This window comes from Streptomyces sp. NPDC038280 (genome assembly GCF_055600045.1).
The window spans coordinates 19789-45965 of the sequence record NZ_JBVJYZ010000025.1 but is presented as its reverse complement, the minus strand read 5'-3'; the positions used below and the strand labels follow the sequence as shown (position 1 = coordinate 45965).

Sequence of the window (26177 nt, the reverse complement as noted above, 5' to 3'; positions counted from 1 at the left end):
TCTGTGCTGCGCATTCGCCATGAGGTCAACGGAGGACCCGAGGTGCTGTTCACCGAGGAGGTCGACCTGCCGCAGGCGGCAGCCGGGGAGGTGTTGATCCGGGTCGAGGCGGTCGGGGTGACCCTGCCTACCGTGCGCAAGGTGCGAGAGGGCTGCGAGCCGATCTCGTTCGGCGGTGAAGTCGCCGGGGAGATCGTCGCCGCAGGCACAGGAGTTACCGCCTTCGGTGTCGGAGACCGCGTCACCGGGCTGTGCTTCGCCGACGCCTACGCGGAGTTCGCGGTCCTGAACACCACCATGGTTTCCCGGATCCCGGACGGCGCGACCGCCGTGGAGGCGGTGGCGCTGGTCCGCAGCGGGCTGGTGGCCCGCGGGGCCTGGGAAGCCGCGCCTGTGGAACCCGGTGAGTCGGTCCTGGTCACGGCGGCGGCGAGCGCAGTGGGCACGCTCGCCCTCCAGTACGCCAAGGCCGGCGGGGCAGCACGCGTCGTCGCCGCCGTCAGCAGCGCCGACAAGGCCGACTTCGTCCGCGGGCTGGGCGCGGACGAAGTCGTCCTGTACGAGAATGCCGACTGGGGCCGACCGTACGACGTGATTCTCGACGGCGTCGGCGGTGACCTTCTCCTCCCCGCCGTACGGGCTCTGGCCACCGGCGGCCGACTGGTCGCCTTCAGCTCCGGCGGTGGCACGGTGGAGGCGTACGAACTCCTGGTCCGCGGCGCCTCGATGATCGGTTTCCAGATGCGGGCCATCGCCGTTGGCAAGCCCAAACTCTACGACCGCTGGCTGCGCGAGCTCTGGCAGATGCGCGACGCCGGCACCCTGCGCGCCGCCGTACATGAGGAAATCCCTCTCCGCGAAGCCGCCCGAGCCCACACTCTCATCGAGCAGCGCCGCAACCACGGCAAGGTCGTCCTCGTTCCCTAAACGGTCTCCTTCGAATCATCGAGCGGACCAGAGGAAGGCTCGGTGGCGCAGTGGGGACGCTGGCGCATCCGGCCATGATGCGTTTCTGGAGCGATCACAGCCCAGCGCCGCCTCCGACCTGGGAATGCTTCACTTCGGTGGGCGGGGGCACGACGCCGGAACAGCAGCCACAACTCATCCGGCGCCAGCAGCCCAACCGAGCATGCCATGGACCATTCAACAACCGAGCGCCGCCATAGAAGCGGCGCCCAAGCTCGCTATCCAGTCGACTGGGAAGCCGAACCGGACCGCACTCTCGAGGTGCCTCCGGTGGCCGACCAAGTCAACGTCCTAGCTCAGATGGAAAGACCAGGCCTGAGAATCTCCCACTACCGGCGCCGCGGGGCAGGTGGGGACTGGCACATGCAGGCTCTGCGGCACCTGCTCAACCGGATGCTCGGCCAGCTCCACTACGGCCTGGCCCGCATCCCATTCGACGAAGCGATCGCCTTCCCCCCAAAGCCCCGGCCAGCAGGAACAGCCACCGCATGAACAGAACGGGGCTATTTATCAGGGGCGGCAGGGGAGACGATCATTCGGTCATGAGACCCGAAGTGCAGACGTTCGTCGCTGACGGACCGCTTCCCGACTGGGACGCGACCGAGGAAGAGATCGACCGGCGTGACCGTCAGTTGACGGCGATCTCGCGCCCTGTCACGTCCGAAGAGGCCGCTGCCCTGGCCGCCTGCTTCGGACCCGACGACTGCTACGGCGTCGCCTGGACGCTCGTGCACCCGGCTGCCTCGGTCCGCAGCCGCGCCGCCCGCATCACCGCCGACCTGCCCGAGCGCCGCGAGAGCGAAGCCGCGCAGCGCGAGGCTGAAGAGAAGGTCGCCAAGGCCAAGGCCGAACTGGAGAAGGCGCAGGAGGAACTGCCCGCCGTGAAGGCCGGCACCCGCACCACCACTGCGGCCGCCACCGCGCCCACCCCGATCCGCACGGGCCTGGGCAGCGGCCGCACCCGGGAGGAGCTCGCCGCCATCAGGACGTGGGCGCGCGCCAACGGCCACCAGGTCACCGACGCGGGGATGGTGCCCAAGCCGATCGTGGAGGCGTACGACGCCGCCCACGAGGCGCGGGTCCGGAAGGCCGGCTGAACCCATGGCCGCCGACGCGATAGCCCTGGACGGCTTCCCGGACGAAGAGACCGTGCCAGGCGATCTGCACGGCAGCACGGCGCGGTTCCGGCTCACCGTCTCCCCGACGGACGAGCGCACGGACGAGATGATCCTGCCGTGCAGCGTCGCCGACTCGGAGCTGGCGCACGCGGTGATTCACACGACCTGGTGCCCGGCGACAAGCTCCGCGTCACCGGCTACCTCCGGCTGCCCCGCACGCCGGATGAGCCGATGTGGCTGGTCGTCACCGCGCTGTCCGTGCTGGAGTCCGCGCCGCTGATGTCCGACCCGGTCGCCGTCGCCACGGCCGTCCTCGAGCGGTACGGGCCGTACATCTGCTGGTTCGACGCCGACACCACCGACGTGGAGGTGTTCACCGAGACCGGCCACTGGGTCGGCACCGCACCGAGCCGAACGACCTGGACGAGCTGCTCGAAGCCTTCGAGCACCGCCAGGCCGCCGGCGGCGAATAGCGGAGCCGCCGTGCCCATCCGTCCCGAGAACCTGCACCGCTACCCGCGCGACCGGCCCCAGATCAGCGCGCGGATCCGGTTCGAGCGAGCAGGCGGCCGCTGCGAGTGCACGGGCCACTGCGGCCTGACGCACCCCGGCGGCCGCTGCCCGGCCCTCCACGAACAGATCCACCCCGACGCCGGCTCCGTGGTCGGCCTCACCACCGCCACCTCAACCACACCCCGGAAGACGTGCGAGATGCTGGTACGTCGTGCTATCGGAAGTTGCGGAATGGCCACGCGGTGAGGGCTTGTTCGGGGTGGTCACCGGTCCCGGTAGAGGTCCTCATCCGGCTCCCACTACTGAAGGAGCGCGGTCAAGAAGCTGGCTGACCTGCATGCCTTCTTCGCGTGAGATCAGCCTCGGCAGCGGGGCGAAGTTGTTCGGAGGCACGTCCAGCAGACTCCTCACGCGGACGTAAGAGCGGTACCAACAACCACCCAGTCCTCCAAGGGAGTTCCCGCGACCGCCGCCGCTTCGCCGCCCCCGCCCCGGGCCCCGAGGCCCCGCCCGCTCCTCACCGCGCACGCTGCCATCGTCCTCCTGATGGCAGCCCTCGTGGGGGCGATTGCCGGAGTCCTCACCGGCTACAGCACCGGCAACGTCCCCGGCGCTCTGCTCGCTGGCCTGGGCGCGGCCGGACTCAGCGTGCCGGTGCTGCACAACCTGATTGGACTCGGAGCCGCAGACCGGCGCGGAAGCCACACGGCGAGGGCGAGCCCCGGGCACCCAAAGTCCCGGTGCCTCTCTGTATCGCCAGCCCGCCGGACAGCGGCCTTCTCGCAACGCGTGCGCGCCTCAGCTCTCCAGCCCTTGGGCGATCTCGTGCGCTCCGCGGAGACGCAGTTCTGTGATTACGAACTTCCGCGAGGCAGGTTCGAGATGCCACTTGTCGAGCCGGAGTCCGTACGGGTGCAGCGCCTCTGCCAAGTCCGCGTACTCCTCGATGCTCGGGCCCCGGTCACCCACGGTCGCGATGGTCCGCGCTGCTCGCACGCTCGCCTCCAGCTCGGCCATCAGGTCCACCGCCGGCACCGCCTCCACCGGCGGCTCGGTCAGCTCGCTGCCGCTGGCCTTCGCCGATGCTCGCCCTCCTGATCCAGTTGGAGGCCGCCTGCACCGCCGCCGACGGCCTCGCCGAGGCATTGGAAGAAGCTTTCCCTCAGCACCCGGACGCTGAAGTGATCTTGAGCTTTCCGGGACTCGGCATCCAGCTCGGCGCCCGGGTGCTGGCCGAGATCGGAGACGACAAGGCTCGCTTCACCGATGCCCGCGGCCTGAAGGCGTACGCCGGAGCCTCGCCCATCACCCGGGCCTCTGGCAAGAAGTCGAGCATCACCCGCCGACGGGTCAAGAATGACCGCCTCAACAATGCTCGCTACCTATGGGTCTTCTCCTCGATCACCGCCTCGCCCGGCGCCAAAGCTCACTACCGGCACCGTCGCGACGCCGGAGACTGGCACGCCGCTGCCCAGCGCAACCTCATTAATCGCATGCTCGGCCAGCTCTACCACTGCATGCACCACGGCTGCCGATTCGACGAGACCGTTGCCCTCCCGACGGCAGCCCCCGCCGTCGCCCAGGTGGCCTGAACACGGAAACCTCACAGGAGCCCTGCGGCCTGCCGAAGAATCGCCTGCTGATCAGGGCTAGCCAGTTCCTCCGCCAGCATCGCCACGACACTCGCGTGGTCCGTGAACACCGCCCGGCACTGCTCACGCTCGGGATGTTCGCTGTCACTGCCGAACCAGAGCACCGACACCTCGTCGCCAGCATCGATCGACTCGGAGAACCCTGCAATCGTGACCAGAAGGTCCAGCAGACCCTACCGCGCAGGAAACTGAGGGTCACTGGCCAAGCGCAACAGGAACGGCAGTGCCGTCGGCATGGCTACGTTCATCGCCGTGATGCTATTGAGAATGGAGTTGGTGAGCACCCGTTCGGCTTCGGATGCTGCTTCCCAGTCGAGGAGGGCGCGCAGCAGCACCGGAATCCTGGCGGGGCACTCTGGGAACTCGGACCAGCGGACATCCTCACACCCCTGGAGGGCAGGATGGCCACGGCCGGCATCAACCGCCTGCGGGTACTCAGTGAGGAACCGATCGATCGCCGCCTCCTTGGCAGCCACATTCGCCTTGCACACCTGGCTGTCCCCGTCCTGCCGGCAAAAGGCCCAAGTTCCGCGTCAATCGCACTTTTGCGCGACCGGAGATGCATACGCAAGTCAAGACAGCGAGCCGACGTGTTCGAGTCCCCAGGCGTCCATAGCCACTCAGCTTCACGAGTTAGGCGCCTGAGGTGTCTGCACCGCACGGTGGGCCTTATCCGACCTCGCCACCCGCCGCCGCCCACCCCCGCGCCCGACCCGGACCAGCAAACCCCGGCCGGCCGCGCCCCGGCCCCCGGACCAGGACGCGGGGGAGTGGGAGTACCCGGCATCCCGCTGCAGTACGAGCGAGCTGTCCTCGCCGGTGCGGTGGTGCGGGAGAAGCTGCGCACCACCACCGCGACCGCCGTGCGGGGCCGGGCCGTACGACAGCGCCGCGCACCAACAGGCGGCGATGCCCGAGCAGCTGCTCGCGCCCCCGGCCGCCGACCCCGAGCACGACGACCAGGCGCCGAAGCCGGGCCGCAGTCGGGGATCGACCTCGCGGCACTGCGGGCCTTGAGGGCATCGCGTACGGACGTGGAAGCCCTGGACTTCACCGTCGAGCAGCTGCGCCGCGTGACGGACGCCTGCACGAAGGCTGGCGACGGGGCCCGCGCGAGGAGGAGGAAGTACGCCGCCCCAGAGGACGCCACCGCACCGCACCTGTCGCGCGAGGACGATCAGCGGGCCCACCGCCCCCAGCAGCCGGACCCGCACCGTAGGCCAGAACCCGGCCGCTGAACCCACCCGGTGCAGTGCACCCGATGCTGCCGATCCCCACCGACGATGCCGTGCATCCACCCCAATGCACTCCGCCGCGTTTCCCCTTGACACAAGCCCGTGACTCTGTTGGCCAATTCCGCTGAGTGGCTGTTACGAGGGCTGTTGGCACCGGTCGAAGTGCTCGAAGCCTGGAAAGAGCTCGTCGCGCGAAGCTGATGCGGATCTCGAATTTTCCCCAGGGCTGCTGTTCGTTCCCCAGCCGGGTGCTTCGGCAACTGGGGTCTGGGGAGTGTGGGGCCGTGCCGAGTTGCGCAGGGCGCTTGTGGCGGTGTTTCGCTCATCCTGGGCTGCTCGGCCCTCCCTTGGTGTCACTGGCCTGTTGAAATTCTCCGTGGCCAGTCAGCGGTATCTGACTGGCTGCGGATGGTCACTCTTGTGATGACAGTCATCTGGCAAGCGGGCCGCGTCTGAAGCCAGTACGAGCGGGCCGCGATGATCAGGGCGATACCGTAGACGGCGAAGGCGGCCATCCCGATCCAGCCGACCAGCAGTGCGTCGCCCGGGGAGTGGAAGTCGCCACGTCGCATCGTCACTACGCCGGCCGTGGCCAGGGCCAAGTATCCGACGCCCACAACGCCGTACGGGGCGAGCGTGGCAGCACCGAGCAGAGCCGGGGCGAGCGGGAGCCAGCGCGGCACCCGTCGGCCGCGAAGGCACAGCGTCCAGCGCGGGAAGACCTGCCCCCACGGGCGGACCAGGCCCCAGAGCAGGAAAACGCCGAGCACGGCCAGGAGCGCGGTCGGGTCCAGCCCCCAGGACTCCAGGGTGAGGAAGATCTCCGAGGCGCCGTTGCGTTCCGAGACCGCGAGCATCTCCTCACCGGTGATTTCAGCGAACGTTCCGCCGAACGCCCAGACCAGCTTCATCGCCGCGTACGGGACGAAGGCCAGCGTCCCCGCCCACGTAGCGAGCCGGACACGCCGCGGTGCGGCGGACGGCGTTCTTACGGAGGTGCCGACGGTCGGCCGGTCGGACCGGGCCGTGGCAGCCAGCAGGACCGCCCCGACCGCCGCGAGGGCCTTGTTCGTGGCGGAAGCCCCGTTGTCCACGCCCTGACCGAGCATCAGCGTGATCACATCCATCAGGAGGCTGAACGCGGTGATCCCGGCCAGGGCGCAGACCGCCCAGAGCAGCACCCGCAGCGCCGGCCGCAGCCCGTACAGCACCGCCGAAGAACGGACGGCGGGCACCACACGGTCATGGGCGCACGGTCAGTTCCAGTCGATGACGATCCGGTTCAGGGGCGTGTCGACGGTGAACCGGCCGGGACGTTCCTCGGGGGCCGGGGCCTGCAGGGACTGGAGCTCGAAGTCGGGCTTCCGGCTGCGGTAGTTGTGGTCCCAGGTGCGGATCGCGTCGGCGACCTTGGCGGCGAGCTCGTCGCTGCCGGGACCGTGGCCGATGACGCCGAACTCCCACAGCTTGCCGCCCTCGGGGGTGGTCTGGTCCGAGAGGCGCCGGGCGAGGTAGGTCAGAGCCCCCTTGTCGATGACCGCGGTGGAGGAGGGGTAGGGGTCCTCGGTAAGGGTGGTGCCCTTGGCGGATGCCGGGAACAGCATCCGGATCAGGCCGGAGTCGAAGGAGCAGCTGACGAAGAGCTCCATCAACTCGGGCGATTCCATGGCGCGGACCGTCATCCCGGTCCATTCCTCGACCCGCGGTTCTTCGAGTACGCGGGCCAGCGCCTCGGCGTCGATGGGCGTTCCGGCCGGCGCCTGCAGGCGTACGGTCCCGTCCGCGGTGAGGGGGATGATTCGCCGGTCGTCGTCGGCGATGCCGCGGCGCAGCGGCATGAAGGTGTTCATCTCGCTGCTGAGGGAGACCCATCGGCCGTCTCGACGCTCGTAGACGATGGAGCGGGAGACGCTGCCCTTGATCCGCTGGGGAACTACGAGCCGTCCGCCCGGCGCGAGTTGGTCGAGCCAGGCGTTCGGGATGCCGTGGGCGCCGACGGTGGCGATGATCCTATCGTACGGCGCTCCGTCGGCGTGGCCGACGGCTCCGTCGCGGGTCAGGGCTTCGACGTTCGTGTACCCGGCGGCGGCCAGGTGTTTACGGGCGCCGTCGACCAGGTCGTCGTCGACGTCGATGGTGGTGACCTGACCGGTGTCGCCGACGAGGTGGGCGATGAGGGCAGCGTTGTAGCCGGTGCCTGCGCCGAGTTCGAGGATGCGTTCGCCGGGCTGGGCGTCGAGCTGGTCGAGCATGAGGGCGACGACGGCGGGCTGGGAGGCGCAGGAGATGGACGTGCCGTCGGTGTCGTACTTCACGTGGACCGGCTGGTTGGCATAGGCCTCCTCGAGCGAGGCGTCGGGCACGAAAAGGTGCCGGGGCACGGTGCGCAGCGCGGCCTCGGCGGCCGGGTTGGTGGCGCGGCCCTCCTTGCGGATCTGGTCGACGAGGGCGTTGCGGAGCTGTTCCGCGGTGGCGTCGGGGGTGGTGAGCGTGTCGGTGTTCACCGATCCGACGCTATCGGCGGCCGGGTTGCTGGCGGGGGTGGTTGCGGGGGTGTCACTCATTCCCATGATGGCCTTTCGGGCGAGGTTGGACAGGGCGCTTTGGTCCTCCAGGGGGAGACCGGCCCGGTTGAAGTGGAAGATCACGTGGTGGGCGAGGACAGCTCTCAGGCCTCGGCGCAGCCGGCCTTCGTGGTTGAGGACGGCGAGTGCGGTCCCGGCCCGTGCGAAGGCGCGAACCCAGTCGGCGTGTCCGTGGAGCGGGCCGTCCTCCCGGCAAAGGCTGCGGGCGTCGACGGTCAGCAGGGAGTACATTGCCGCGTCCAGCCCGGAGGCGAGGATCGGCGGGGCGGGACGTTCGGCGGCGACCTTGTCCCAGACGTCGCCCTGCTCGTACCAGTCGAGGCCGGCGGCGCGCATCATCGCACCTGAGTGCAGACCGCGGGCTTGAGGTGCTTCTTGGACACCCAGCCGGTCTGGCTGGCGCGGATGCCGTGGGGGGGAGTCGTCATCCAGCTTCACCCGGTACCAGCCGCCGCGCGCTTCGTACGCCCGGACCGGGTCGTCGGGGCTCAGCAGCCCCTGGGAGATGTGCCGGCCCCGGGCCCGTTGCCGGAGGTGGACGGTCGTTGTCGGGTAGTAGCCGCAGCTGTTGAAGCCTGAGTCGGCGCTGCGGTGGCGGGCAGCCCTGGGAAGCTGGCTGCCGGCAGCACGGCGCTCGTGATCAGCTGTTCTCGCATGCCCTACCAGCCGAGTCTGCGGCGCGGCGTAACGGCAACCGGCAGCCGTTCGCCGCATCGAGCGTCCAGGCTCACTCGCAGGAGCCGGCGGCGCCAGTACGCAAAGCTCCCGGGTGAGTGACCGTTCGACCGGCTGTGCGCCTACGGCACGTCAGAGTAGGCGAGGCGGACTGCGCAGGACCGGCACCGGAAGAGATACGCCGTCGGCTGGTCGTCCTTGTCCAGCGAGCCGAGATAGCGCTCGACCTGGTCCGGAGGCCAGCCCCAACCGGTCGTCTCCTCTCGCAGCATCTCCAGTGCGTCGGGATGAGCGGTAAGTTCGGCGGCCCCGGCCAGGCCCAGGAACGCGGCACCGTCCCCGCAGTGGAAGAACCACCGCGGTTCCTGCCACGCGGCGAACCCCGGGGTGTGCTTGTCGACGGTCGCGAAGACCTCAAGAGGCACGTCGTCGCCCAGGCACGTTCCCCCTGTGAAGTGGGCGTCGAACCGTTCTGCGGCGCTGCCGTCCGCAATGCACCACGGGCACAGCCGACCGTCGAGCTCCTCGGCCGCGTATACGGGGCCCCTGTAGATGTACCCGCGTTCCCGCCCACAGCAGATGCACGTCGCACCAGACGTAACCACCACGCCCGTAGCAACAGGGTCAGGGTGGTACGGGAACTCAGGAAGCAGCTCAGTCACAACCCGCAACCGTAACAGCCGTCTCGAACGAACGGTCAGTCACGCGGGCAATAAGGCACAGCTCAGCACGCGATACGCAGGTACTCGCGCCGGACAATGACCAGCCTCCGCCATCGGCTGCGGGTGGGCGGCTCGCCGTCCAGACCGCGCCGCGGAGTCACCGCTGAGAGAGCGGTCGGCCATGAAGTGGGCGATGTCGTAAACCAGAGCCTCGCCAACGACCGGGCACGCGCCGCGGCCCTGCGGGCTGCCAGCAGCCGCGACAGCACCAGGGGCGAGGCGCTCAACGCCAGTGCAGGAGAGGAGAGCTGACGATGAGCCGCAGCCGGGTGCGTCGGGCAGTAGAGCGTCCATGAGGGCCTGAAAGCGGTGCGGGTCGGCGGCCCACCGCGGGGGCGACCAGGTACATCCCGATGCTGATGGCGACCGGCCTCACCGGCTGGCGCGATGCCGCCGACACGGATCAGCACGCGTGGGACGCGGCCGTACGGCCGCGTCCCGCTCGACGGCGGTGCCCGGCTGGCATCGTGGACGCCGGAGCCCGTCCGGACGCCCTTCGCACGTCGTACCGGGCGGGCCGCTCTGTTGTTGGGATATGCCGGTGCATCGCCGCCTGAACGCGTGTTCTAGTGTCCTCCTGATCTAGGAGGGACACGTGTTGGTGGGACGTAGATGGCGGCTGACTGCGGCGGTCATAGCGGCTGGGGTGGGGCTGTCGGTGACCGGGTGCGGTGCGAGAGCGGAAGCACCGGCAAAGCCCGCGTACGCGGTCACGGAAGAGCTGCCCGAGAAACTGGGTGCGGACGGCACCACCATCACGGTGGGCGACCCGGAGGCTCCGATGACCGTGCGCCTCCATGAAGACCCGCGCTGCCCCTACTGCGAGGAGTTCGAACTCACCGGGGCGGGACCGGTTCTGCGTACGCTGACCGAGCTCCACCAGGTGAAGACCGAATACGTTCTCGCCTCATTCCTGGACGACAGGCTCGGAGGCAGCGGCTCGAAGAAAGTCGTCAACGCGCTGCGCGCGGCCCTGGACGCGCACAAGTTCGCCGAGTATCACGACGTTCTCTACAAGAACCAGCCGGAAGAATCCGTCGACGGCTACACCGACATGCGCCTCCTCGAACTCGCCTCCGAGGTCAAGGGACTGAGAAGCCCCACGTTCGACTCCGCGGTGAAAACGATGAAGTACCGCGCCTTCGTGACCGCATCGGAGAAGGCCTACGAAGCGGCCGGCGGGGACGACCCTCGCGGACCCGGCACCCCAAGCGCCGTGATCAACGAGGTTCCCGTTCCGCAGGAGTACTCCGGCGTGCTGTACGACGAGAAGGCATTCCTCGCGGTCATCAGGGACATCAAGCGACGACCCTGGGCACGCTGGGACACAGAGTCCTGAGCCACGGGGTATGGGGCAGTGGGCCCTTCAGGGCCCCGCAGGCGTGGAAGAGGTGCCCCTCAGTGTCCCGGGTGATGGGAGCACGATCGCCCGGCGCCGGAGGCGCCTTCCTCTCCGGCGACCGCTTCTACGCTTGCCCACGTTGCCGGCAGCTCGTGGACGCGGGTGACTGGAAGGGCATGCGGGAGTGGATCGGCCCCAAGCAGTTCGGTATGGGGCACCGCATGCTTCTGGTCGGTTTCAAGCAGCACCGTAAGGGCGAGGCAGTGGCGTTCGAGCCGGGAACCAACCCCGAGCTGAACCGCTGAGCTGCGCACGACGCCGGCCAGCGTCCTTGTCAGTGCCGCGTGCAACTCTGTACGAGCCCGGCGGCGCTTTCACCTCGAAGCCGATGCCGCCGCCGGGCACACCCCAGGAAGAGTCACCACCGTGCTGGCCCCAGACGGGGACCGCATCACCACCACCCTCCTGTACCGCGGCCACCCACCTCAGGTCGACGAGCCCGGTCGCGTCGAGATCATCTACATCATGTCTGGGCCCTGAGGCCCGTTTCCTTAGGGTCTCTTCCGGCTGCCCCCGGCTTGGTGGTCGTGCGCCATCGTGCGGGGTTGCGGTGCGTGGTGCGGGAGCAGGCCCCGGCTGCCGTTCTGGGTGACCGGTGGCGACCGAGTTTGAGGCCGGTGGGGGCGGGCCGCGCCGTTGTGGCTGGGCTCGGTCAAAGCCGCTGACCTGATGCCCAAGGGCGCCACGAACCTGTGAGGGGCGCAAGGTCGTTCGTCCAGTAGGGCGCTCCACCTTGCGCCCCAGGTCAGCGGCCCGGACCGAGGAGAACCCCATGGACAAGCTCGTGATGACCTGCCGCGTACCTGACTGCGGCTCCGGCTGCTGGGCCTGCCGCGGGCGCGGCTCCGTCACCTTCACTGGCGCGGCCGCTGATCGGGCCGCCAGCATACTGGCCCGCATCGACCGGTGGGCCGAGCGCCGCGCCCAGGACGAGGAGTAAGGGTGCCGGGCCCGGCCACCGGCCGGGCCCTCCGCTCACCCGCCGCGTCCCCGGCGATGCTCAGGCCGCGACTTGCGAGGCCGGCAGGCCTCCCGAGTATTCGAACAGGCGTATCATTCGGGACGTGGCCGAAACCTTCCCCGCAGATCGGATCGACGCCCAGCACCGCCTCCACCAGGCATGGGCCCAGTACCGGGCCCTGGGCGCAACCCTTCCGTGGTCCGCAGAGCCGGCCAAGGGCTGGCCCGGCGAGGCCCACCCCCACACCGGCGTCGTGACCGGCGGCCGCGACGACAGCCCCGGCTACACCCCCGAGCAGCAGGCCGAGGTGACCCGGCTGCGCACCCTGGTGCTGGACCTGTCGATCCAGGTGTCGACGCATCCGCACTGGTCCACCCTCGACCGGTCGGACGTGGTGGGCGCCCGCATGGCGCTCAAAATCCACCCCTCCGTCACTGCCGACGCCGCGTAGCGAGCGCCGCCATGCCCGACCTCTCGATATCCCAGCGTCTGGAGAAGCAGCGGACGCTGCGGGACTGGCTCTCCTACCAGCTGCAGATCGCCGACCGCACGATCCGGGAGCTGGAGCAGCAAGAGCGTGAGGACCGCCGGCGCCGCGAGGTGGCCAGGCGTGAGCTCTCCTGGAAACTCCAGCCCGCCCGAGCCGTGGAAGGCCACCCCGTGCTGCACCGGGGAAACTGCCCGCTCTTCAAGGGAGAGGTCGGGCTGCTCCGGATGGAAGAGGTCAAGATCGCGTTCGAGGAGTTTCCCGAGCTGGAGCTCTGCGACATCTGCGCCCCGTGGGGCAGCCTCGGTCTCGACAAGCCGCCGCCACGGCGCCCTGGCCAGTAGTGATCGCACGCCAGGGCCGGCCGCGTGAAGTCTCACTCGTGCGGGCCGATCCGGCGCGACATGTGTTCAGTCGGCCGGACAGGGTGGACTTCCGTCTGCGGGACGGGCGTGGATACGCCGTCCCGCCTCACCGAGAGGAGCATCCATGCGCGGTCAACTCGCGCGCGCCGCCACGAAGGTCTGCCTCGTCCTGACCATGCTGGGCCTGGCCCTGCCTGTGGCCACCGCCCCCGCCGCGGCGCAGCCCGCCCAGGCCATTCACCGGCGGACCGTTGTGCTGCCCCTCAGCGGCACCTTCCGAACGTTCGGCTCGGAGCCGATCGACGTCACCGGCAGCATCCGCGTCCGGGTCGTCACCGAGACCGAGCCGGGAGGCGGCGGTATTGCCCGCGTGACGAGCACGTTGCTTCGCACCACCGGCATCGGCCAGGTCAGCGGCGATCTCTACCGCTTCGTCGGCAGCGACACCAACATCGTCGCCTACCCGCCGGACCCGGTCACCCCGCTGACCTTCCACCCCACCTTCTACAACATCTTCCCGCCGGACCCGATCATCCCGATCGCCCCGCCGCACCGGATCCAGCCCGTCATCGTCAACGTGACGCTCGCACCGGATGGTGCCATCACCAACATCGGCGCACTGATCGACCCGGGCACGGTCGACAGCCCCCCTGAGACCAGGACGTAACGCACAGGCCGACGGCCCGGCATCCCCGTGCGCAACGGCAGCCGGGCCGTCGTACCGCAGGGCCCCCATTGGGCTTGGCCAGTAGCCGCTATGCGGACCGCTTCCGGGCCGTCTTCTTTCTGCTGTCTTCTTGGCGGCCTGCTTCTTCGCCGGCGTCTTCTTGGCCGCCGCCTTCTTCTTCGGCTGTGGAGGTCTTGACGCTCTGCGCGTCGATCACGCAGGCAGAAGGTTCGGCGTCCCGCCCTTGCCTCTGCCGCAAGAGCTGCCTGAGTAGGCTGGGCGGTCGCCTTGTTAGGCGATCACGGCCGTGTTTGTCGTTACCAGCCCGCTGTCCGACCCCTCGGGTCCGTTGCTATCAAGGTTCCCGGATGAGCGCAGCCAAATTTGCGCATAGACTTCGAATTCCCCCACGGGCTCTATGGCGCTGATGATCGTGTCCAGGACGCCGATTCCGTCCCACCGGTCCACCACGGTCATTCCCTGGTGGCCGGGTCTGGTGTCGGGCCGAAGGTCGGGTTGATCGTTAGGTATGAATATGGTTCCTAGATCTTCCGGATAAATCGGTTCCATAATCCAGTCATCTTCGCCGATGGCGTCTTGCTCGCGAAATGACACGTATTGATGGAATGTGTCGCCCATCTCCGGCGGATCGAACGACGCCTTGAAAGTGACCTTAAACTCATACATGGTCTTGTATCGCCAGGCTTCTGTTCGCGCGTCAAATATCTCCACCATGCCGACCATCTTCCCTTCCTCACATTTACAGCAGACCTCCGGCGAACGTTCGGCGCAAACGGAGCCGATGTGCGTAAAGGCGAGCTCACGGCCTCCACCGGAGCAAGAACTGATCACCGGCTACCGGACCGAGGCCATCGACCATGGTGCTCATGCACCACCGCCGCCTCGCCCGCGACTACGAGACCTCCCACCGCTCCGAAGCCATGATCAAGGTCGATGGTCGACCTCCCGTAGCGGTCGGGTGGTTGGTGCGTTGGCGGGGCATGGGTGGTGGTGGTCCGGGAGCGGGGTGGGAACGGGCCTGGTGGTGGTCGTCCGTGGTGCCTTCCGCTGGCTGACCGGGTGCTGCTGATCGCCGTGTACTACCGGACTGCGGCTGGGTCCTGCCCTACCTGCGTGAACGCGGCCGCCCCGTCGCCGACAGCATCCACACCGGGGACTGCACCCTGGCCAGCCGCCACACCAAGCACCTCAGCCGCGACGAAGCCCGCCACGCTCTCACCAGCGTCCAGATCCGGCGTGCGAAGTCTGCCGTCCCGACTCCGACCTCGGCATCCTCGACTGATCAGGCCGCTGTACGGCGCGGGCCTGCTACTGGGAGGGGATGCGTCGGGCTAGATCAGCGGCGAGCTGCCCTGCCGCCGCGCCGCGGGGTGTGAGGTCGAGGGTTTCCAGCAGGCTCATGTATCCGACGGCTTCCCGGGCTTCCGCCGCGGTCAGCAGCGGCAGCCGGGGTTCGGTCGGGTAGTCGCCAGTCACCGGGGCAGCAGTCTCCACGCGGGTCAACGGGGGACCGGCCGCCCATGACACGCCATGAGTCAGGCGGACTTCCGGCGCCGGGCTGGCGCCTTCTTCTCCGTCTTCTTGGCGTCTTGCTTCTTCGTCGGCGTCTTCTTGGCCGCCGTCTTCTTCTTCGGCGCCGGCATCTCGTGCACGGTCGCCGGCGCGCCCTCGCCGCGGCGTTCCTTAGCCTTCTCCACGGACTGCGTGAGAGCGGCCATCAGGTCGACGACCGTCCCGGCCGTCTCCGGTTCCTCGGCCACCGGCCGCGGTTGCCGGTGCTCTGCCTTGGCGTGGATGACCTCGGCCACCGCCTCCGTGTACTGGTCGGTGAGGTCCAGGTCGTCGAGGCGCTCGGCGCCCATGGTCTCCAGCAGCGCGATCGCTCCCTCGATCTCCTCCTCGGTCAGGGCCGTCTCCTTCGGGGCGAGCTCGGCAGGGGAGCGGATTTCGTCTCCCCAGTGGAGGGAGTGGAGGAGTCGGGCGTCATCTTTCACCCGCAGCAGGCCAAGCCGCTCGCGGCCGCGCAGGGCGAACTTGGCCACCGCGACCTTCGCGTTCCGTTCCAGCGCTTTCCTGAGCAGGGTGTAGGGCTTGGCGGACACGGCGCCGTCGGCCACCAGGTAGTTTCTCTGCACTGAGTCAAGCAGGGCGTCGTGTGGGGGCTCGGGGTCAGTCGTGGCGGGCAAGTTTGACTGCGGAGACGAGCAGGATGACGGCCAGGGCGGGGATGAGGATGCCATCAGGGAAGACGCCGAGGAGTTGTCCGCCGAGGATCGCGCCGACGACGGAGCCTGCGGCCATGACTGCGGTGAAGCGGAGGTTCGCGCCGAGGACGGCGAAGCTTCTGTCCCGGCTGTAGCGGGCGAAGGCGACGAGCATGGTGGGCAGGGAGACGAGCAGGGAGAGGCTGCCGGCGGTCTTGATGTCCTCGCCGAAGAGCAACACGATCGTGGGGATCAGCAGTTCGCCGCCCGCGACGCCCATGATCGCGGCGACGACGCCGATGCCGAACCCGGCCGCGACGCCTGCGGGTATCTGGGCCCATAGCGGCAGCGCGAGGTTGTCCAGGGTGGTGGTGTGGCTGAGGACGAGAGCGGCGGCCATGAGGACCATCAGCCCGGCGAGGACCTTGTAGAGGGTCGCGGAGCGCATGCGGACCGCCCAGGACGCTCCGGCCCAGGCGCCGAGCAGGCTGCCGGCCAGCAGGTTGATGGCGAGGGGCCAGCGGGCGGCGACCTCGGCGGCCGGGACCGCAGCGAGGCGGGCAGGCAGCGCGACCAGGACCACGACCAGGCTCATCGCCTTGTTCAGAATGACCCCCGCCAGGGCGGCGAACCCGAATAGGCCGATCAGCAGAGGCAGGCGGAACTCTGCGCCCCCCAGCCCGATCATCCCGCCGAGCAGGCCGATGGCCGCGCCGGCTCTCAGCGAGCCTGGGCAGCATCTTGGGGTTGACCTGAAGCACCGGGCATCTGATGCAGGCATGCTCGTGCTGGCAGGGTGATCCGTAAGGTCGGGCGCAGTTCCCGAGCTCGACCTTGCGCTTGTCGAAGTGCTCCTCGAACTCGGCCCACCCCTGGGCGGTGACGTCGGTGTATTCGTCGTCGGGACGCAGGGTCCGGCGGTGGTTCAGGAACTCCTGGTAGTGCTTGACGATGTCCTCGGCGAAGACCGCGACGTAGCCCTGCGTGGTCCGCAGGTTCAGGTGTCCGAGCAGGCCGCGCCGATGTGGATTGGCAGACCGCCGTTGACGATGTCGGTGGCGAAGAGCCGGCGGAAGTCGTGCGGAGTGAACTTGGCCCCGGCGAAGGCGGGGTTCGTCTTGGCGATCTCTTCGCAGCTGCGGCCGATCATTTCGAGCGAGGCGGCGGATGACATGACCGCGCGGACGCTGCCCCGGTGGCGCTGGAACAGGAACGGCATGGGCTCTGACCAGGTCCTCTCGTGTGAGTCGTAGCGGGTCAGAAGTGGAATGGGCCGGCCGTCGAGGGTCTGGCGCCGGACGATCTGGGCGATGGCGTGGAAGAGCTCTGCGGACATCGGGATGACGCGCTCGCGTTCGGTCTTCGAGGGGGCGACGACCAGGAGGGCGATGACCTCGCCGTTGGAACGCTCGTATGCCTGGCTGGCCGGACACCGCAGCTCGCATCTGCGGGACTTCGTCGAAAAGGTCCGTGATCCGGCGGGGCTCGCTCAGCTACAGGAGCATGTCGATCCGAGGAGGTGGACGGCGCTTACGGGCTGCAAGGCACGCCTGGCGCTGGCCAGAATCCTTCTCGCCAAGGGCGGGGGTCTGGCGGACATCACCGTCGGCGACACGATCGAGTACGACACCGTGATGCGCGAACGAGGCCGGACAAGCAGCGGGGACAGCACCCTGTTCTACTCGTGGCTGCGCACGCTCGGCCATCTGCCAGCCGATGGCCACCTGGGCCGGCTGACCGGGCAGCTGACCTGTGCGGAGCTGGTGGACCGGCACGGGGTTACCTGCGCGCCGATCCGCGCGCTGCTGATCGACTACCTGGAGGAGCGCCGGCACAGGCTGGACTACAGCACGCTGGACAACCTGGCCCGCAACCTGACCCGGAACTTCTGGTCCGACCTTGAACGGCACCACCCCGGAATCTCCTCCCTCGACCTGCCGCCCGACGTGGCCACCGCGTGGAAGAACGTCTGCGGAGCCGGATCCAGCGGCGACGACGGCCGGACGGCACCGTGGAGCAGACGGTCGTTGAGCGCGCCGACCGAGCCCTGCTGCTGATGGCGGTACGCGTGATCTATCTGGACGTCGCGCGCTGGGCGGTGGAAGAGCCGGCCCGGTGGGGGCCGTGGGCTGCGCCGTGCCCGATCAAAGAAGCCGAGACGTTGGACGGCAAGCGCACCAAGCGCGTCAAGGCCCGCATGGACCAACGCACCCGCGAACGCCTACCGGCTCTGGAGACATTTGCCCGGGCCGCGGCCGACCACCACCGCCACCGCGTGGCCTACCTCGATGCCCTGCGCGCCGTGCCGCCGGGCGCGACCTTCACGGTCGACGGCGCCGTCTTCGTCCGTACGAAGAGCACGGCCAGCGCCGGGGCCCGCGACGCGACCGGGGCCCTGCTCCACTTCGACCACGCCGAGCACCGCGCGTTCTGGGCCTGGGCGGCGGTGGAGTTCCTGCGCCTCACCGGCGCCCGCATCGAGGAGATGCTCGAGACCAGCCACCACGCCTGGTCCAGTACCGCCTGCCCACGACCGGCGAGATCGTCCCCCTACTCCAGATCGCCCCGTCCAAGACCGACCAGGAGCGCGTCCTGCTGGTCAGCCCTGAGCTCGCCGACGTCCTGTCCGTGATCATCCGGAGGGTGTGCGATCCGCGTACGGCGGCATCCCGCTGCTGGCCGCCGACGACTACGAGGAACGCGTCTGGAACCCTCCCGCCCCGCTGCTGTTTCAGTGGGACCGTGCGGGAGAGCCCTCCCGCATGACCGGCGAGTCCATCCGCCGCGCCCTGGGCGTCCTCGCCTTCATTTGCCTGACGGACTCCACCGGCCAGCCGCTGGACTTCGCACCCCACGACTTCCGGCGCCTGTTCATCACCGACGCCATCCGCTCCGGCCTGCCACCCCACATCGCCCAGGTCATCGCCGGCCACACGAACATCAACACCACCAGGGGCTACAACGCGCTCTACCCCACCGAGACCATCGAGGCCCACCGCTCCTTCATCGCCCGCCGCCGCGCCCTGCGCCCGGCAGAGGAATACGGCACCCCCACCGACACCGAGTGGGAGGATTTCCTCGGCCACTTCGACGCCGCAAACTCTCCGTCGGCACCTGCGCCCGCGCCTACGGCACAGCCTGCGTCCACGAACACGCCTGCGTGCGTTGCTCCCTCCTCCGCCCCGACCCCGCGTAGCGCGGCCGGCTGGTGGAGATCCGCGATTACCTCATCAACCGGATCGCCGAAGCCGAGTAGGAAGGCTGGCTTGGTGAGATTGAAGGGCTTCGTATCAGCCTCGCCGGCGCCGAATCCAAGCTCGACCAAGTCGACTCGGCGGCTTCCAGCAAGTCGGTTCTCCTGGGAATGCCGACGCCGCGACCGGCCACCCCATGATCGCTTTACCGGCAGCCAGCAACCCGCTCTCGCCCTCTAGCCGTCGTTTAGCGGCGAACCCCACCTACGCGCGGAAGGCTACGAGATCACGGACGAGGCGTCACACGGCTCTCGCCGCTCAAGGACCGGCACATCAACTTCCTGGGCCCCTCCCAGTTCAACATCCTCGCCAGCGGCCAGGCCGCCGACTGCGCCCACTGTGTGATCCGGATGCCCAGGACGGTGTGTCTTCCGCGCCGAGTACGGCCTCCCGCCGACCACCTACCGCCGCCAGTCCTGGCAGGACCGGACGCCCGCGAAGGTTTCGTAGGCTGTACGGCCGCGGGCGTGGGGTAGACGCAGGCCTTTTCGGGCCCTTCTTGTGCGTGGTCACGTTGGTCGACGCGTAGGGCACCGTCACGCCGCCGGGGCCACCGAGGACATCTGCGACCAGGCACGCCGTCACGCCGAGCCCCCGCCCGCCGGGAATGCCGCCCCGGCGCCGGACACGAACCGGCGCCCACGCCCCTCGGGGCAGCGCGACCCAACACCCGTCAGTCAGCAGTCGGTTGGGTGCGTCGGGCGTAGGCGCGGGCCGCGCGGGCGCGGTCGCCGCAGCGGGTGGAGCACCAGTGGCGGCGGCCGTGGCGCAGCAGGTAGCGGATGCAGGGGGGCGAGTCGCATCGGGTGAGGCGGGCGGCGTCGGGGCTCGTGAGGAGGTCGGCCGTGTTGGCGGCCAGGGTCGCGAGGGCGCGGTCGAGGATCTCGTGGGTGGGGCACGGCGCCATGCGGTAGGGGCCGTTCGTGTCGTCCCAGCAGAGCAGCTCGGCCGTGGGGGCTTTGCCGAGGGCGTCGTTGACGGCGGACAGTGCCGTAGGCAGGGCGGGCAGCCCCGCGACGCGGGCGGCGAACAGTGCCCTGATGTGCTCGCGCAGCGAGCGCAGCTGTGTCGCGCACATCTCCTGCACCCCGGCGTCGGCCGGTGCGAGGCCGTGCTCGGTGAGCCACCGGTTCGTGTCCTCGGGGGTGCCGAGGGAGTCGACGAAGTGCCCTCCGGGCAGCGCGATCGCGCTGTTGACGAAGTCGAGGGCGAGGTACTCGTCCGCCCCCGGGGCGGGCGGCAGCATGGATCCGACGGTCAGGCTCTCGCTCATGTTTCTCATGTTAGTGCTTGCGCTCATCCGTGACACACCTCTAGCGTTCATCACGGATCAACCGACTCCTATCCGTGAGGTTTTTCATGGCCGGCGCCAGCATGCCCACCGAGCAGATCCCCGTCCGCGTCTTCGGCGGCCCGACCGCCCTCTTCACCTACGGCGGGCTGCGATTCCTGACCGACCCGACGTTCGACTCACCCGGCGAATACCACGTGCCCGGCGGCCAGTTGACCAAGACAGCGGCGCCCTCCGCCGCGCCGGACGGCCTCGGCCGTATCGACGTGGTCCTGCTCTCCCACGACGAACACCCCGACAACCTCGACGAGTCCGGCCGGGCACTGCTCGCCGACGTCCCGCTGACCCTCACGACACCGAGTGGCGGAAAGCGCCTGGGAGCCGCAGCCCGCGGGCTCGCCGACTGGGAGTCGGCCGAACTGGACCGGCCCGGCGGCGGCACGGTCACCGTCACGGGCGTACCTGCCGTCCACGGGCCCGGCCCGCGCGAGGACGTCGAGCCGGTCACCGGTCAGGTCGTCGGATTCGTCCTGACCGGGGACGGGCTTCCCACGGTCTACGTCAGCGGGGACAACGCCTCGCTCGACGCGGTCAAGGAGATCGCCGCACGGTTCGGCCCCGTCGACACCGCCATCCTGTTCGCCGGGGCTCCCCGCTTCACCGTCCTGTTCGACAACGCGCTGATCGTCCTCGACAGTGCGCAGGCCGCCTACGCCGCCCGGATCCTCGGCGCGCGCCGGGTGGTTCCCGTCCACTACGACAGCTGGGAGCACTTCACCGAGGGCCGAGACGCGCTGGTCGCCGCCTTCACCGGCGCCGGACTGCTCGACCGCCTGGACTTCGGCGACCGCGGCCCGGCGGAACCGGCGGCGGAACCGTCCGGCCGGGCCGCCGCCGACGAAGGAACCCGGTGACGACGACCGCGCATGCCCACCCCGGGCCCCTCCCGCGAGATCAGGCGCAACGCCGGGTCCTGCGCGTCCTGGTCGCCACCCAGATCCTGAGCGGCGCCGGACTCGCGGCGGGCGTGACCGTCGGCGCCCTGCTCGCGCAGGACATGCTCGGCTCCACCGCCCTGGCCGGCCTGCTCAGCGCCCTGTCCATCGCGGGTTCCGCGCTGGCCGCCGTCGCGGTCGGGCGGGTCTCCCAAGCGCGCGGCCGGAGGGTCGGACTCGCCGCCGGGTACCTCGCGGGCGCCGTCGGCGGCGCGGGCGTCGTGGCCGCCGCCGTCGCCGACAGCGCCGTACTGCTCTTCGTCGCGATGTTCGTGTACGGCGCCGGCGCGGCCACGAACCTGCTGGGCCGGTACGCGGGTGCCGACCTGGCGGCTCCGGAGTCCCGCGCCCGGGCCCTGTCCACTGTGCTGGCCGCCACCACGTTGGGCGGCGTGGTCGGCCCCAACCTCGCCGCACCGCTCGGCAGCCTCGCGCACGCCGTCGGAATCCCGCGCCTGGCCGGGCTGTTCCTGCTCGCGAGCGCGGCCTACGCGACGGCCGCGCTGGTGCTGGCCGTCTGGTTGCGGCCCGACCCACTGCTGCTGGCCCGCGCCATGGAGACGGAACGTGCCGCCGTGGCGTCCGCGCGTCCGGATGATCCGGGGAGCAGGGCCGGGCCTGTGCTCGCGGGGCGCCGCCCCGGCGTACCGACAGGCGTGTCGATCATGGCCCTCACCCAGCTGGTCATGGTCGCGATCATGACCATGACGCCAGTCCACATGCACGACCACGCCACAGTGCCGCGGCGTCTGGCCTCGTCATCGCGATCCACATCGGGGCGATGTACCTGCCCGCGCCGCTGTCCGGGTGGCTCGTCGACCGGTACGGCCCGCTCACGGTCGCCGCCGCGTCCGCGCTGGTCCTGCTGGGCTCGGGGATCGTCGCCGCCAACGCCCCCGGCGGTTCCCCCGCCGTACTCGCCCTTGCTCTCGCGCTGCTGGGTGTGGGCTGGAGCCTCGGCATCGTCAGCGGCACCGCGATCATCACCCATGCCGTCCCGTTGGCCACCCGCGCCAGGACCCAGGGCCTGGTCGACGTCTCCATCTCCCTCGCGGGCGCCACCGGCGGCGTGGCTTCGGGCGTGGTCGTCACCGCCGTCGGCTATCCCCTCCTGGCCGCGGGCGGCGGCATGCTGGCGCTGGCCATCGTGCCGGCGGTCATCGTCGCAGCGCGCACGCCCGGGACAGCGGCAGAGGAACGGTCGTCCCGTCTCCGCTAGGGCCTGTCGTCAAAGTGATCTGGGGTTGTGGATCATGGTGTGGTGATACGTCGCCATGAACTGTCCGATGCCGAGTGGGATCTGATACGTCCGTTGCTGCCCGGGCCTGCGCTGGGGCGGCCCCGGTTGGACGACCGGATGGTCCTGAACGGGATCGTGAGGAAGTTCCGTACCGGTGTCCCCTGGCGGGACGTGCCCGAGCGGTACGGCCCGTGGACCACGCTCCACACCCGGTTCCGCCGGCGGGCGGCGGACAGCAGGTTCGACCGGATACTGCGGGCCGCGCAGGCGAAGGCGGACGCCGCGGGCGACATCGACTGGCTGGTGTCGGTCGACTCCACCATCGTCCGGGCCCACCAGCACGCCGCCGGTGCCCGAAAAGGGGGCGCCAGAGCCCGGCCCTCGGCCGGTCCCGGGGCGGGCTGAACAGCAAGGTGCACCTCGCCTGCGACGCGGTCGGCCGCCCGCTCGCGTTCGTCCTGACCGGCGGGAACACCAACGACTGCACCCAGTTCACGACGGTGATGGACACCATTCGGGTGCCCCGGATCGGGCACGGGCCGGCCCCGGACCAGGCCCGATCACGTCATCGGCGACAAGGGACACGGACTGCGATCCGCACCTGGCTCCGCCGAGGGGGCATCGCCCAGACCATCCCCGAACGGGCCGACCAGGTCCGCAACCGACCCCGCAAGGGCAGCCGCGGCGGCCGCCCTCCGCCTTCGACGAGGAGGTCTACAAGCACCGCAACGTCGTGGACGGTGCTTCAACCGTCTCAAGCAGTGGCGAGGCATCGCCACCCGCTACGACAAGACCGCCCAGTCCTACAAGGCGGCCGTCACCCTCGCATCACTCCTGATGTGGGCCTGACACTTTGACGACAACTCCTAGTTCAGAGAAGTCACTAGCCCAAAACTGACCGCACCGCTCCAGATGGGGCGGGGCACGACTACCTCCAGGAGCCCCCTGGGATCGGAAGTCCAGGGTATGGCGCAGGCTCGCGGGCGGCACTGTGTCAAGTGGGCCTGGTGATGCAAGCAGCCGCCGCTATGAGGCTGGCAGAGGTACGGCTTGCCCATGCAGCGCCTCCAGGCTTGCCGAGGCGGGGCGTTACGCGTACCGCTACGGTGCGGGCGTGAAGGCGACGGTCGTGTTTTGGCAGGGTCCACCGGCAAGAATGGCGAGGGCGTCGAGCTCGGCCGCGTCTGCCGCCAGGCCCCAGCGGAGCTTCGTGGCCACCCACTCCGACGCATAGCGGCAGTGCGCCTCCGGCAGCGGTGGCAGCCATTCGCGCGGGTCCTGGTCCGCCTTGGACCGGTTGGTGCGGGCGGCCACCGCGACCAGCGACGTGGTCGTCGCCGCCGTGGTCGCCCTCGGCCTCGCCGGCTGGGGGTTCTGCAGGTCGTCGACGTCTTCTCCGGTGGCGCGCGTCCTGGTCGTTCGCGTACGCCTCACGGCGGGATGCGGACCATGACGATGCGCCAGCTGGCAGAGAGCGTCATTCCAAACGTGCGATATTCCCCATCCGGATTCCAGAATCGGCGTGCGCATCATGCACCGTGGGCCACCGGAGTGACCGCGGCGTGCCCGGCAGGACTGAGGCTTCCCCCTCGCCCCAGCCGTCGCGATCGTCATCGGAGGGCGGCGCGTCGGGGCGGATCGGGCGGAGAGGTATGAAGGTGAGGGTCAGGCCTTACCTGCCGCAAGAGCGATCGCTGCCCCGATGGTTCGTTGCAGCTGCTGGGCTTCCTCGCCAGCGCGGGAGCGCAGGTTCACGCCGTGTGCCAAGAGGGCCAGGATGTCGGCCGCGGACTCCGGGTCGGTGTCCTCGGCAAGTTGTCCCTGCTGCTGTGCCGACATGAGCGCGGCGTGGAGGGCGGTGCGCAGACGCTGGTGCTGCCGGTCAAGGATGGCGCGGATGGCGGGGTCGCCGTTCTCGGTGCCCGCGTGGGCGTTGGAGATCATGCAGCCCCATCGGGCGAACTCGCCGGTGCAGCGGATCTCGATCAGCCCAGTGAAGAAGTCAGTGATGGCCGGCAGCCCGCGGTCGTCCTTCTCGAGCCGGCCGAGCCGTGACCGGTCTTGGACGTACCGTTCGAGGGCCGCGCGGTACAACTCCTGCTTGCCGCCGAAGGTCGCGTACAGGCTGGACCGGTTGAGCCCTGTGGCGTTGACGATGTCCTGGATGCCGGTGGTGGCCACGCCTTGCCGCCAGAACAGCCGTACCACCGTGTCCAGGGTTGCGTCCGGATCGAAGTGCTTGACGTCTGCCATGCTCCACCGCCCATCTTGAACCGATGATTCCAAGATACCCGCTCCACCCGTTGACTTGGAGTGCACTCCAATCGCTATCTTGAAACGAACGTTCCAAGATGACTACGGGAGAAAACCCATGAGCCTCAACGCCGAGCTGCGCGCTTTCTTCGACAGCCGCCAGCATCAGATCCCCGCCGACGTCCGCTCCGTGATGCAGCGGGCAGCCCGGGAACTGGCCGACTCCGGCCAGGCGGACCAGGCCCTGACCGTCGGCGCGAAGGCGCCGTCATTCACTCTGCTCTCGGCCACCGGCCGGACCGTCGACCTGACCGAACTGCTCGCCGACGGCCCGGTGGTGCTGACCTTCTACCGCGGCGCCTGGTGCCCCTACTGCAACATCGCCCTGCGCTCCCTGCAGCAGCACCACGAAGCCATCACCGCACGCGGCGCCCGGCTGGTCGCCCTCTCGCCCCAGGTCCCCGACGAATCCCTGTCGTACGCCGAGAAGAACGAGCTGGCCTTCGACGTCCTCAGCGACCTCGGCTGCGACACCGCCAAGCAGTACGGCCTCGCCTTCGACCTGCAGGACGACCTCGCGGCCCTCTACGCCGCCTTCGGAATCGACCTGGACCGCTCGAACGCCGGCCACCCGCGCACCCTGCCCATGCCGGCGACCTACGTCATCGACCGCGACGGCACGATCCGCTGGGCCTTCGTGAACACGGACTACACCACCCGCGCCGAACCGGCCGACATCCTGGCCGCACTCGACCGGCTGAGCTGAGGGACGGCGGCCGAGGGCCGATGCGGTGGGCCCTCCGTAGGGGCGCCACCGCATCGGCCCGACAGCGAGGCCGTCACGCCGCTGCGTGGTCGCCTCACCGCGAGCCCTGGGCGCGACGGTCAGCGGGGCCAAAGCGTGTAGTTGACCGCTGAGGGTTGCAGTTGGCCGGAACCGCGTAGGAGGCGTCCTTTGACGTCTACCGATCCCGCTGAGCCAGAGTCTGGACCAGGCCGCGTACACACGGGCAGCAAAAGGAGATGCTGGCTCCTGGCCTGCGCAGGCAGGATCTCTCCACGCCGACCGACGTCAGCGGAATGATCGAATGCCGACCGGGGGCGCGCCTATGGGGCCCCGACGACGAGGACTCCGTATGGGAGGTCGGCATCGATCTCTTCCTCCTCAACAGGGGCAACGCCTACGACGGCCTGGCTTGCCTGTTTGGAGTCCGAAACTCCTTCGGCTTCCGTCCCCTGGCGGAGGATCGTGGCTTTCCGGATGACGCCTCGGATGGGCTGCGAGGTGAGTTCGCCGGCTACGGCGGCCCCCACGATGTGCACGGGACCACCTGGCTGACCTGGGCCGAGCTGGACACCACGGACTGGCAGGAGACCGACGCCTCAGGCACACGAACGCGTGCCTCAGCCGCAGGGATCGACACCGACTGGGGCCAGGTCTGGAGCGTCATGCGCATCCTCAGCGAGGTCCACGGAGCCGAGAACGTACGACTTGTCGTCTGGTTCCACTGACTCGCGGCTGAGTACCTAGTTGGCCCTTGAGCACGCTGGTTGGCCTTCGAGCCTGATAG

Annotated in this window: 33 protein-coding genes and 5 pseudogenes; 24 read left to right on the top strand and 14 right to left on the bottom strand. The window is 69.4% G+C overall.

What is annotated here, in order from left to right; translation table 11 throughout:
* The first annotated feature begins 3 nt into the window (after window positions 1-3).
* The 4 genes and pseudogenes from ACZ7J0_RS31905 (at window position 4) to ACZ7J0_RS31890 (ending at window position 2843) form a co-directional block, all read left to right on the top strand.
* Complete coding sequence (locus ACZ7J0_RS31905) at window positions 4-927, top strand: quinone oxidoreductase family protein (protein WP_470893245.1); 924 nt, start codon at window positions 4-6, stop codon at window positions 925-927.
* A 363-nt stretch (window positions 928-1290) separates the two neighbouring features.
* Window positions 1291-1458 (top strand): annotated as a pseudogene (locus tag ACZ7J0_RS31900) (IS110 family transposase); the annotation flags it as partial.
* A gap of 50 nt (window positions 1459-1508) precedes the next feature.
* A complete protein-coding gene (locus ACZ7J0_RS31895; RefSeq protein ID WP_470893243.1) occupies window positions 1509-2063 on the top strand; it encodes an Lsr2 family DNA-binding protein in 555 nt (184 codons plus the stop codon).
* Between the two features lie 138 nt (window positions 2064-2201).
* A complete protein-coding gene (locus ACZ7J0_RS31890) occupies window positions 2202-2843 on the top strand; it encodes a hypothetical protein (protein ID WP_470893241.1) in 642 nt (213 codons plus the stop codon).
* 552 nt (window positions 2844-3395) lie between these two features.
* On the opposite strand, the gene ACZ7J0_RS31885 is transcribed toward ACZ7J0_RS31890, so the two are convergent.
* Window positions 3396-3641, bottom strand: a complete 246-nt coding sequence (locus ACZ7J0_RS31885) for a hypothetical protein (RefSeq protein ID WP_470893239.1) — start codon at window positions 3639-3641, stop codon at window positions 3396-3398.
* 38 nt (window positions 3642-3679) lie between these two features.
* Between ACZ7J0_RS31885 and ACZ7J0_RS31880 the strand changes: the two are divergent.
* Window positions 3680-4189 (top strand): annotated as a pseudogene (locus ACZ7J0_RS31880) (transposase); the annotation flags it as partial.
* 233 nt (window positions 4190-4422) lie between these two features.
* Here the strand turns inward: ACZ7J0_RS31880 and ACZ7J0_RS31875 are convergent.
* Entirely contained in the window at window positions 4423-4725 is a 303-nt protein-coding gene (locus tag ACZ7J0_RS31875; RefSeq protein WP_470893237.1) for a hypothetical protein, read from the bottom strand.
* 294 nt (window positions 4726-5019) lie between these two features.
* Here ACZ7J0_RS31875 and ACZ7J0_RS31870 point away from each other — a divergent pair, with 294 nt between their 5' ends.
* Window positions 5020-5487, top strand: coding sequence for a hypothetical protein (locus ACZ7J0_RS31870; RefSeq protein ID WP_470893235.1), 468 nt, complete (start codon window positions 5020-5022; stop codon window positions 5485-5487).
* A gap of 350 nt (window positions 5488-5837) precedes the next feature.
* Here the strand turns inward: ACZ7J0_RS31870 and ACZ7J0_RS31865 are convergent, their stop codons facing one another.
* From ACZ7J0_RS31865 to ACZ7J0_RS31855, 3 genes are all read right to left on the bottom strand, one after another.
* Window positions 5838-6719, bottom strand: coding sequence for a hypothetical protein (locus ACZ7J0_RS31865; RefSeq protein ID WP_470893233.1), 882 nt, complete (start codon window positions 6717-6719; stop codon window positions 5838-5840).
* Window positions 6720-6740: 21 nt separating this feature from the next.
* The gene (fxlM, locus tag ACZ7J0_RS31860) at window positions 6741-8405 is read right to left on the bottom strand and encodes a methyltransferase, FxLD system (protein WP_470893231.1); all 1665 of its coding nucleotides are present in this window, start codon (window positions 8403-8405) and stop codon (window positions 6741-6743) included.
* A 461-nt stretch (window positions 8406-8866) separates the two neighbouring features.
* A complete protein-coding gene (locus ACZ7J0_RS31855) occupies window positions 8867-9406 on the bottom strand; it encodes a CbrC family protein (protein WP_470893229.1) in 540 nt (179 codons plus the stop codon).
* 186 nt (window positions 9407-9592) lie between these two features.
* Here ACZ7J0_RS31855 and ACZ7J0_RS31850 point away from each other — a divergent pair, with 186 nt between their 5' ends.
* From ACZ7J0_RS31850 to ACZ7J0_RS31820, 7 genes are all read left to right on the top strand, one after another.
* Window positions 9593-9718: a hypothetical protein gene (locus ACZ7J0_RS31850; RefSeq protein ID WP_470893227.1), complete on the top strand. Its 126-nt coding sequence runs from the start codon at window positions 9593-9595 to the stop codon at window positions 9716-9718.
* A gap of 349 nt (window positions 9719-10067) precedes the next feature.
* Window positions 10068-10805: a thioredoxin domain-containing protein gene (locus tag ACZ7J0_RS31845; protein ID WP_470893225.1), complete on the top strand. Its 738-nt coding sequence runs from the start codon at window positions 10068-10070 to the stop codon at window positions 10803-10805.
* 74 nt (window positions 10806-10879) lie between these two features.
* A complete protein-coding gene (locus tag ACZ7J0_RS31840; protein WP_470893223.1) occupies window positions 10880-11113 on the top strand; it encodes a hypothetical protein in 234 nt (77 codons plus the stop codon).
* Between the two features lie 527 nt (window positions 11114-11640).
* Complete coding sequence (locus tag ACZ7J0_RS31835) at window positions 11641-11808, top strand: hypothetical protein (RefSeq protein WP_470893222.1); 168 nt, start codon at window positions 11641-11643, stop codon at window positions 11806-11808.
* Between the two features lie 124 nt (window positions 11809-11932).
* A complete protein-coding gene (locus tag ACZ7J0_RS31830; protein ID WP_470893220.1) occupies window positions 11933-12280 on the top strand; it encodes a hypothetical protein in 348 nt (115 codons plus the stop codon).
* An 11-nt stretch (window positions 12281-12291) separates the two neighbouring features.
* Window positions 12292-12660 carry a DUF6233 domain-containing protein gene (locus ACZ7J0_RS31825; protein ID WP_470893218.1) on the top strand — a complete coding sequence of 123 codons (369 nt, stop codon included), beginning with the start codon at window positions 12292-12294 and terminating at the stop codon, window positions 12658-12660.
* Window positions 12661-12805: 145 nt separating this feature from the next.
* Window positions 12806-13348, top strand: a complete 543-nt coding sequence (locus ACZ7J0_RS31820; RefSeq protein WP_470893216.1) for a hypothetical protein — start codon at window positions 12806-12808, stop codon at window positions 13346-13348.
* Window positions 13349-13442: 94 nt separating this feature from the next.
* Here ACZ7J0_RS31820 and ACZ7J0_RS31815 read toward each other — a convergent pair.
* Window positions 13443-13622, bottom strand: a pseudogene (locus ACZ7J0_RS31815) (hypothetical protein); the annotation flags it as partial.
* A gap of 17 nt (window positions 13623-13639) precedes the next feature.
* Complete coding sequence (locus ACZ7J0_RS31810; protein WP_470893215.1) at window positions 13640-14092, bottom strand: hypothetical protein; 453 nt, start codon at window positions 14090-14092, stop codon at window positions 13640-13642.
* A 267-nt stretch (window positions 14093-14359) separates the two neighbouring features.
* On the opposite strand from ACZ7J0_RS31810, the pseudogene ACZ7J0_RS31805 reads away from it, so the two are divergent.
* A pseudogene (locus ACZ7J0_RS31805) lies at window positions 14360-14458 on the top strand (IS5/IS1182 family transposase); the annotation flags it as partial.
* A gap of 11 nt (window positions 14459-14469) precedes the next feature.
* On the top strand, window positions 14470-14745 hold the full coding sequence (locus ACZ7J0_RS31800) for a DUF6233 domain-containing protein (RefSeq protein ID WP_470893325.1): 276 nt from the start codon (window positions 14470-14472) through the stop codon (window positions 14743-14745).
* On the opposite strand, the gene ACZ7J0_RS31795 is transcribed toward ACZ7J0_RS31800, so the two are convergent.
* The 4 genes from ACZ7J0_RS31795 to ACZ7J0_RS31780 form a co-directional block, all read right to left on the bottom strand.
* The gene (locus tag ACZ7J0_RS31795) at window positions 14678-14863 is read right to left on the bottom strand and encodes a hypothetical protein (RefSeq protein WP_470893213.1); all 186 of its coding nucleotides are present in this window, start codon (window positions 14861-14863) and stop codon (window positions 14678-14680) included. The genes ACZ7J0_RS31800 and ACZ7J0_RS31795 overlap by 68 nt on opposite strands.
* A 41-nt stretch (window positions 14864-14904) precedes the next feature.
* The gene (locus ACZ7J0_RS31790) at window positions 14905-15504 is read right to left on the bottom strand and encodes a Ku protein (RefSeq protein WP_470893211.1); all 600 of its coding nucleotides are present in this window, start codon (window positions 15502-15504) and stop codon (window positions 14905-14907) included.
* Window positions 15505-15538: 34 nt separating this feature from the next.
* Window positions 15539-16354 (bottom strand): sulfite exporter TauE/SafE family protein, encoded by an 816-nt coding sequence (locus tag ACZ7J0_RS31785; RefSeq protein ID WP_470893209.1) that lies wholly within the window; start codon window positions 16352-16354, stop codon window positions 15539-15541.
* 216 nt (window positions 16355-16570) lie between these two features.
* Complete coding sequence (locus tag ACZ7J0_RS31780) at window positions 16571-16909, bottom strand: hypothetical protein (protein WP_470893207.1); 339 nt, start codon at window positions 16907-16909, stop codon at window positions 16571-16573.
* 4 nt (window positions 16910-16913) lie between these two features.
* On the opposite strand from ACZ7J0_RS31780, the gene ACZ7J0_RS31775 reads away from it, so the two are divergent.
* From ACZ7J0_RS31775 to ACZ7J0_RS31765, 3 genes are read left to right on the top strand one after another with little or no spacing between them, the layout of a single operon-like run.
* The gene (locus ACZ7J0_RS31775) at window positions 16914-17630 is read left to right on the top strand and encodes a hypothetical protein (RefSeq protein WP_470893205.1); all 717 of its coding nucleotides are present in this window, start codon (window positions 16914-16916) and stop codon (window positions 17628-17630) included.
* On the top strand, window positions 17585-18205 hold the full coding sequence (locus tag ACZ7J0_RS31770) for a hypothetical protein (protein ID WP_470893203.1): 621 nt from the start codon (window positions 17585-17587) through the stop codon (window positions 18203-18205). Before ACZ7J0_RS31775 ends, ACZ7J0_RS31770 begins: the two co-directional genes overlap by 46 nt.
* A 13-nt stretch (window positions 18206-18218) precedes the next feature.
* Window positions 18219-19007, top strand: coding sequence for a tyrosine-type recombinase/integrase (locus tag ACZ7J0_RS31765; protein WP_470893201.1), 789 nt, complete (start codon window positions 18219-18221; stop codon window positions 19005-19007).
* A 493-nt stretch (window positions 19008-19500) separates the two neighbouring features.
* Here ACZ7J0_RS31765 and ACZ7J0_RS31760 read toward each other — a convergent pair whose 3' ends face one another.
* Entirely contained in the window at window positions 19501-20100 is a 600-nt protein-coding gene (locus ACZ7J0_RS31760; RefSeq protein WP_470893200.1) for a CGNR zinc finger domain-containing protein, read from the bottom strand.
* Between the two features lie 86 nt (window positions 20101-20186).
* Here ACZ7J0_RS31760 and ACZ7J0_RS31755 point away from each other — a divergent pair, with 86 nt between their 5' ends.
* The 4 genes and pseudogenes from ACZ7J0_RS31755 (at window position 20187) to ACZ7J0_RS31740 (ending at window position 23210) form a co-directional block, all read left to right on the top strand.
* Window positions 20187-21032, top strand: coding sequence for an MBL fold metallo-hydrolase (locus ACZ7J0_RS31755; RefSeq protein WP_470893199.1), 846 nt, complete (start codon window positions 20187-20189; stop codon window positions 21030-21032).
* A pseudogene (locus ACZ7J0_RS31750) lies at window positions 21029-22332 on the top strand (MFS transporter). Before ACZ7J0_RS31755 ends, ACZ7J0_RS31750 begins: the two are co-directional and overlap by 4 nt.
* A 42-nt stretch (window positions 22333-22374) precedes the next feature.
* Window positions 22375-22758 (top strand): IS5 family transposase, encoded by a 384-nt coding sequence (locus ACZ7J0_RS31745; protein WP_470893198.1) that lies wholly within the window; start codon window positions 22375-22377, stop codon window positions 22756-22758.
* Between the two features lie 8 nt (window positions 22759-22766).
* A complete protein-coding gene (locus tag ACZ7J0_RS31740; RefSeq protein WP_470893197.1) occupies window positions 22767-23210 on the top strand; it encodes a transposase in 444 nt (147 codons plus the stop codon).
* Between the two features lie 244 nt (window positions 23211-23454).
* Here the strand turns inward: ACZ7J0_RS31740 and ACZ7J0_RS31735 are convergent, their stop codons facing one another.
* Both ACZ7J0_RS31735 and ACZ7J0_RS31730 read right to left on the bottom strand, forming a co-directional pair.
* Window positions 23455-23787, bottom strand: coding sequence for a hypothetical protein (locus ACZ7J0_RS31735; protein ID WP_470893196.1), 333 nt, complete (start codon window positions 23785-23787; stop codon window positions 23455-23457).
* A gap of 231 nt (window positions 23788-24018) precedes the next feature.
* A complete protein-coding gene (locus ACZ7J0_RS31730) occupies window positions 24019-24606 on the bottom strand; it encodes a TetR/AcrR family transcriptional regulator (RefSeq protein ID WP_470893194.1) in 588 nt (195 codons plus the stop codon).
* Window positions 24607-24724: 118 nt separating this feature from the next.
* On the opposite strand from ACZ7J0_RS31730, the gene ACZ7J0_RS31725 reads away from it, so the two are divergent.
* Window positions 24725-25372, top strand: coding sequence for a peroxiredoxin-like family protein (locus ACZ7J0_RS31725; protein ID WP_470893192.1), 648 nt, complete (start codon window positions 24725-24727; stop codon window positions 25370-25372).
* A gap of 257 nt (window positions 25373-25629) precedes the next feature.
* Window positions 25630-26118, top strand: coding sequence for a hypothetical protein (locus ACZ7J0_RS31720; RefSeq protein WP_470893190.1), 489 nt, complete (start codon window positions 25630-25632; stop codon window positions 26116-26118).
* Window positions 26119-26177: the final 59 nt, after the last annotated feature.

Coding starts and splice junctions, on each gene's coding strand:
- ACZ7J0_RS31810 (WP_470893215.1), bottom strand. CDS start 14,092: ATGGTCGGCATGGTGGAGATATTTGACGCGCGAACAGAAGCCTGGCGA.
- ACZ7J0_RS31835 (WP_470893222.1), top strand. CDS start 11,641: ATGGACAAGCTCGTGATGACCTGCCGCGTACCTGACTGCGGCTCCGGC.
- ACZ7J0_RS31760 (WP_470893200.1), bottom strand. CDS start 20,100: ATGAGCGAGAGCCTGACCGTCGGATCCATGCTGCCGCCCGCCCCGGGG.
- ACZ7J0_RS31725 (WP_470893192.1), top strand. CDS start 24,725: ATGAGCCTCAACGCCGAGCTGCGCGCTTTCTTCGACAGCCGCCAGCAT.
- ACZ7J0_RS31820 (WP_470893216.1), top strand. CDS start 12,806: ATGCGCGGTCAACTCGCGCGCGCCGCCACGAAGGTCTGCCTCGTCCTG.
- ACZ7J0_RS31720 (WP_470893190.1), top strand. CDS start 25,630: ATGCTGGCTCCTGGCCTGCGCAGGCAGGATCTCTCCACGCCGACCGAC.
- ACZ7J0_RS31755 (WP_470893199.1), top strand. CDS start 20,187: ATGGCCGGCGCCAGCATGCCCACCGAGCAGATCCCCGTCCGCGTCTTC.
- ACZ7J0_RS31775 (WP_470893205.1), top strand. CDS start 16,914: ATGACGCGCTCGCGTTCGGTCTTCGAGGGGGCGACGACCAGGAGGGCG.
- ACZ7J0_RS31780 (WP_470893207.1), bottom strand. CDS start 16,909: ATGTCCGCAGAGCTCTTCCACGCCATCGCCCAGATCGTCCGGCGCCAG.
- ACZ7J0_RS31895 (WP_470893243.1), top strand. CDS start 1,509: ATGAGACCCGAAGTGCAGACGTTCGTCGCTGACGGACCGCTTCCCGAC.
- ACZ7J0_RS31840 (WP_470893223.1), top strand. CDS start 10,880: ATGGGAGCACGATCGCCCGGCGCCGGAGGCGCCTTCCTCTCCGGCGAC.
- ACZ7J0_RS31730 (WP_470893194.1), bottom strand. CDS start 24,606: ATGGCAGACGTCAAGCACTTCGATCCGGACGCAACCCTGGACACGGTG.
- ACZ7J0_RS31825 (WP_470893218.1), top strand. CDS start 12,292: ATGCCCGACCTCTCGATATCCCAGCGTCTGGAGAAGCAGCGGACGCTG.
- ACZ7J0_RS31785 (WP_470893209.1), bottom strand. CDS start 16,354: ATGCCTGCATCAGATGCCCGGTGCTTCAGGTCAACCCCAAGATGCTGC.
- fxlM (WP_470893231.1), bottom strand. CDS start 8,405: ATGCGCGCCGCCGGCCTCGACTGGTACGAGCAGGGCGACGTCTGGGAC.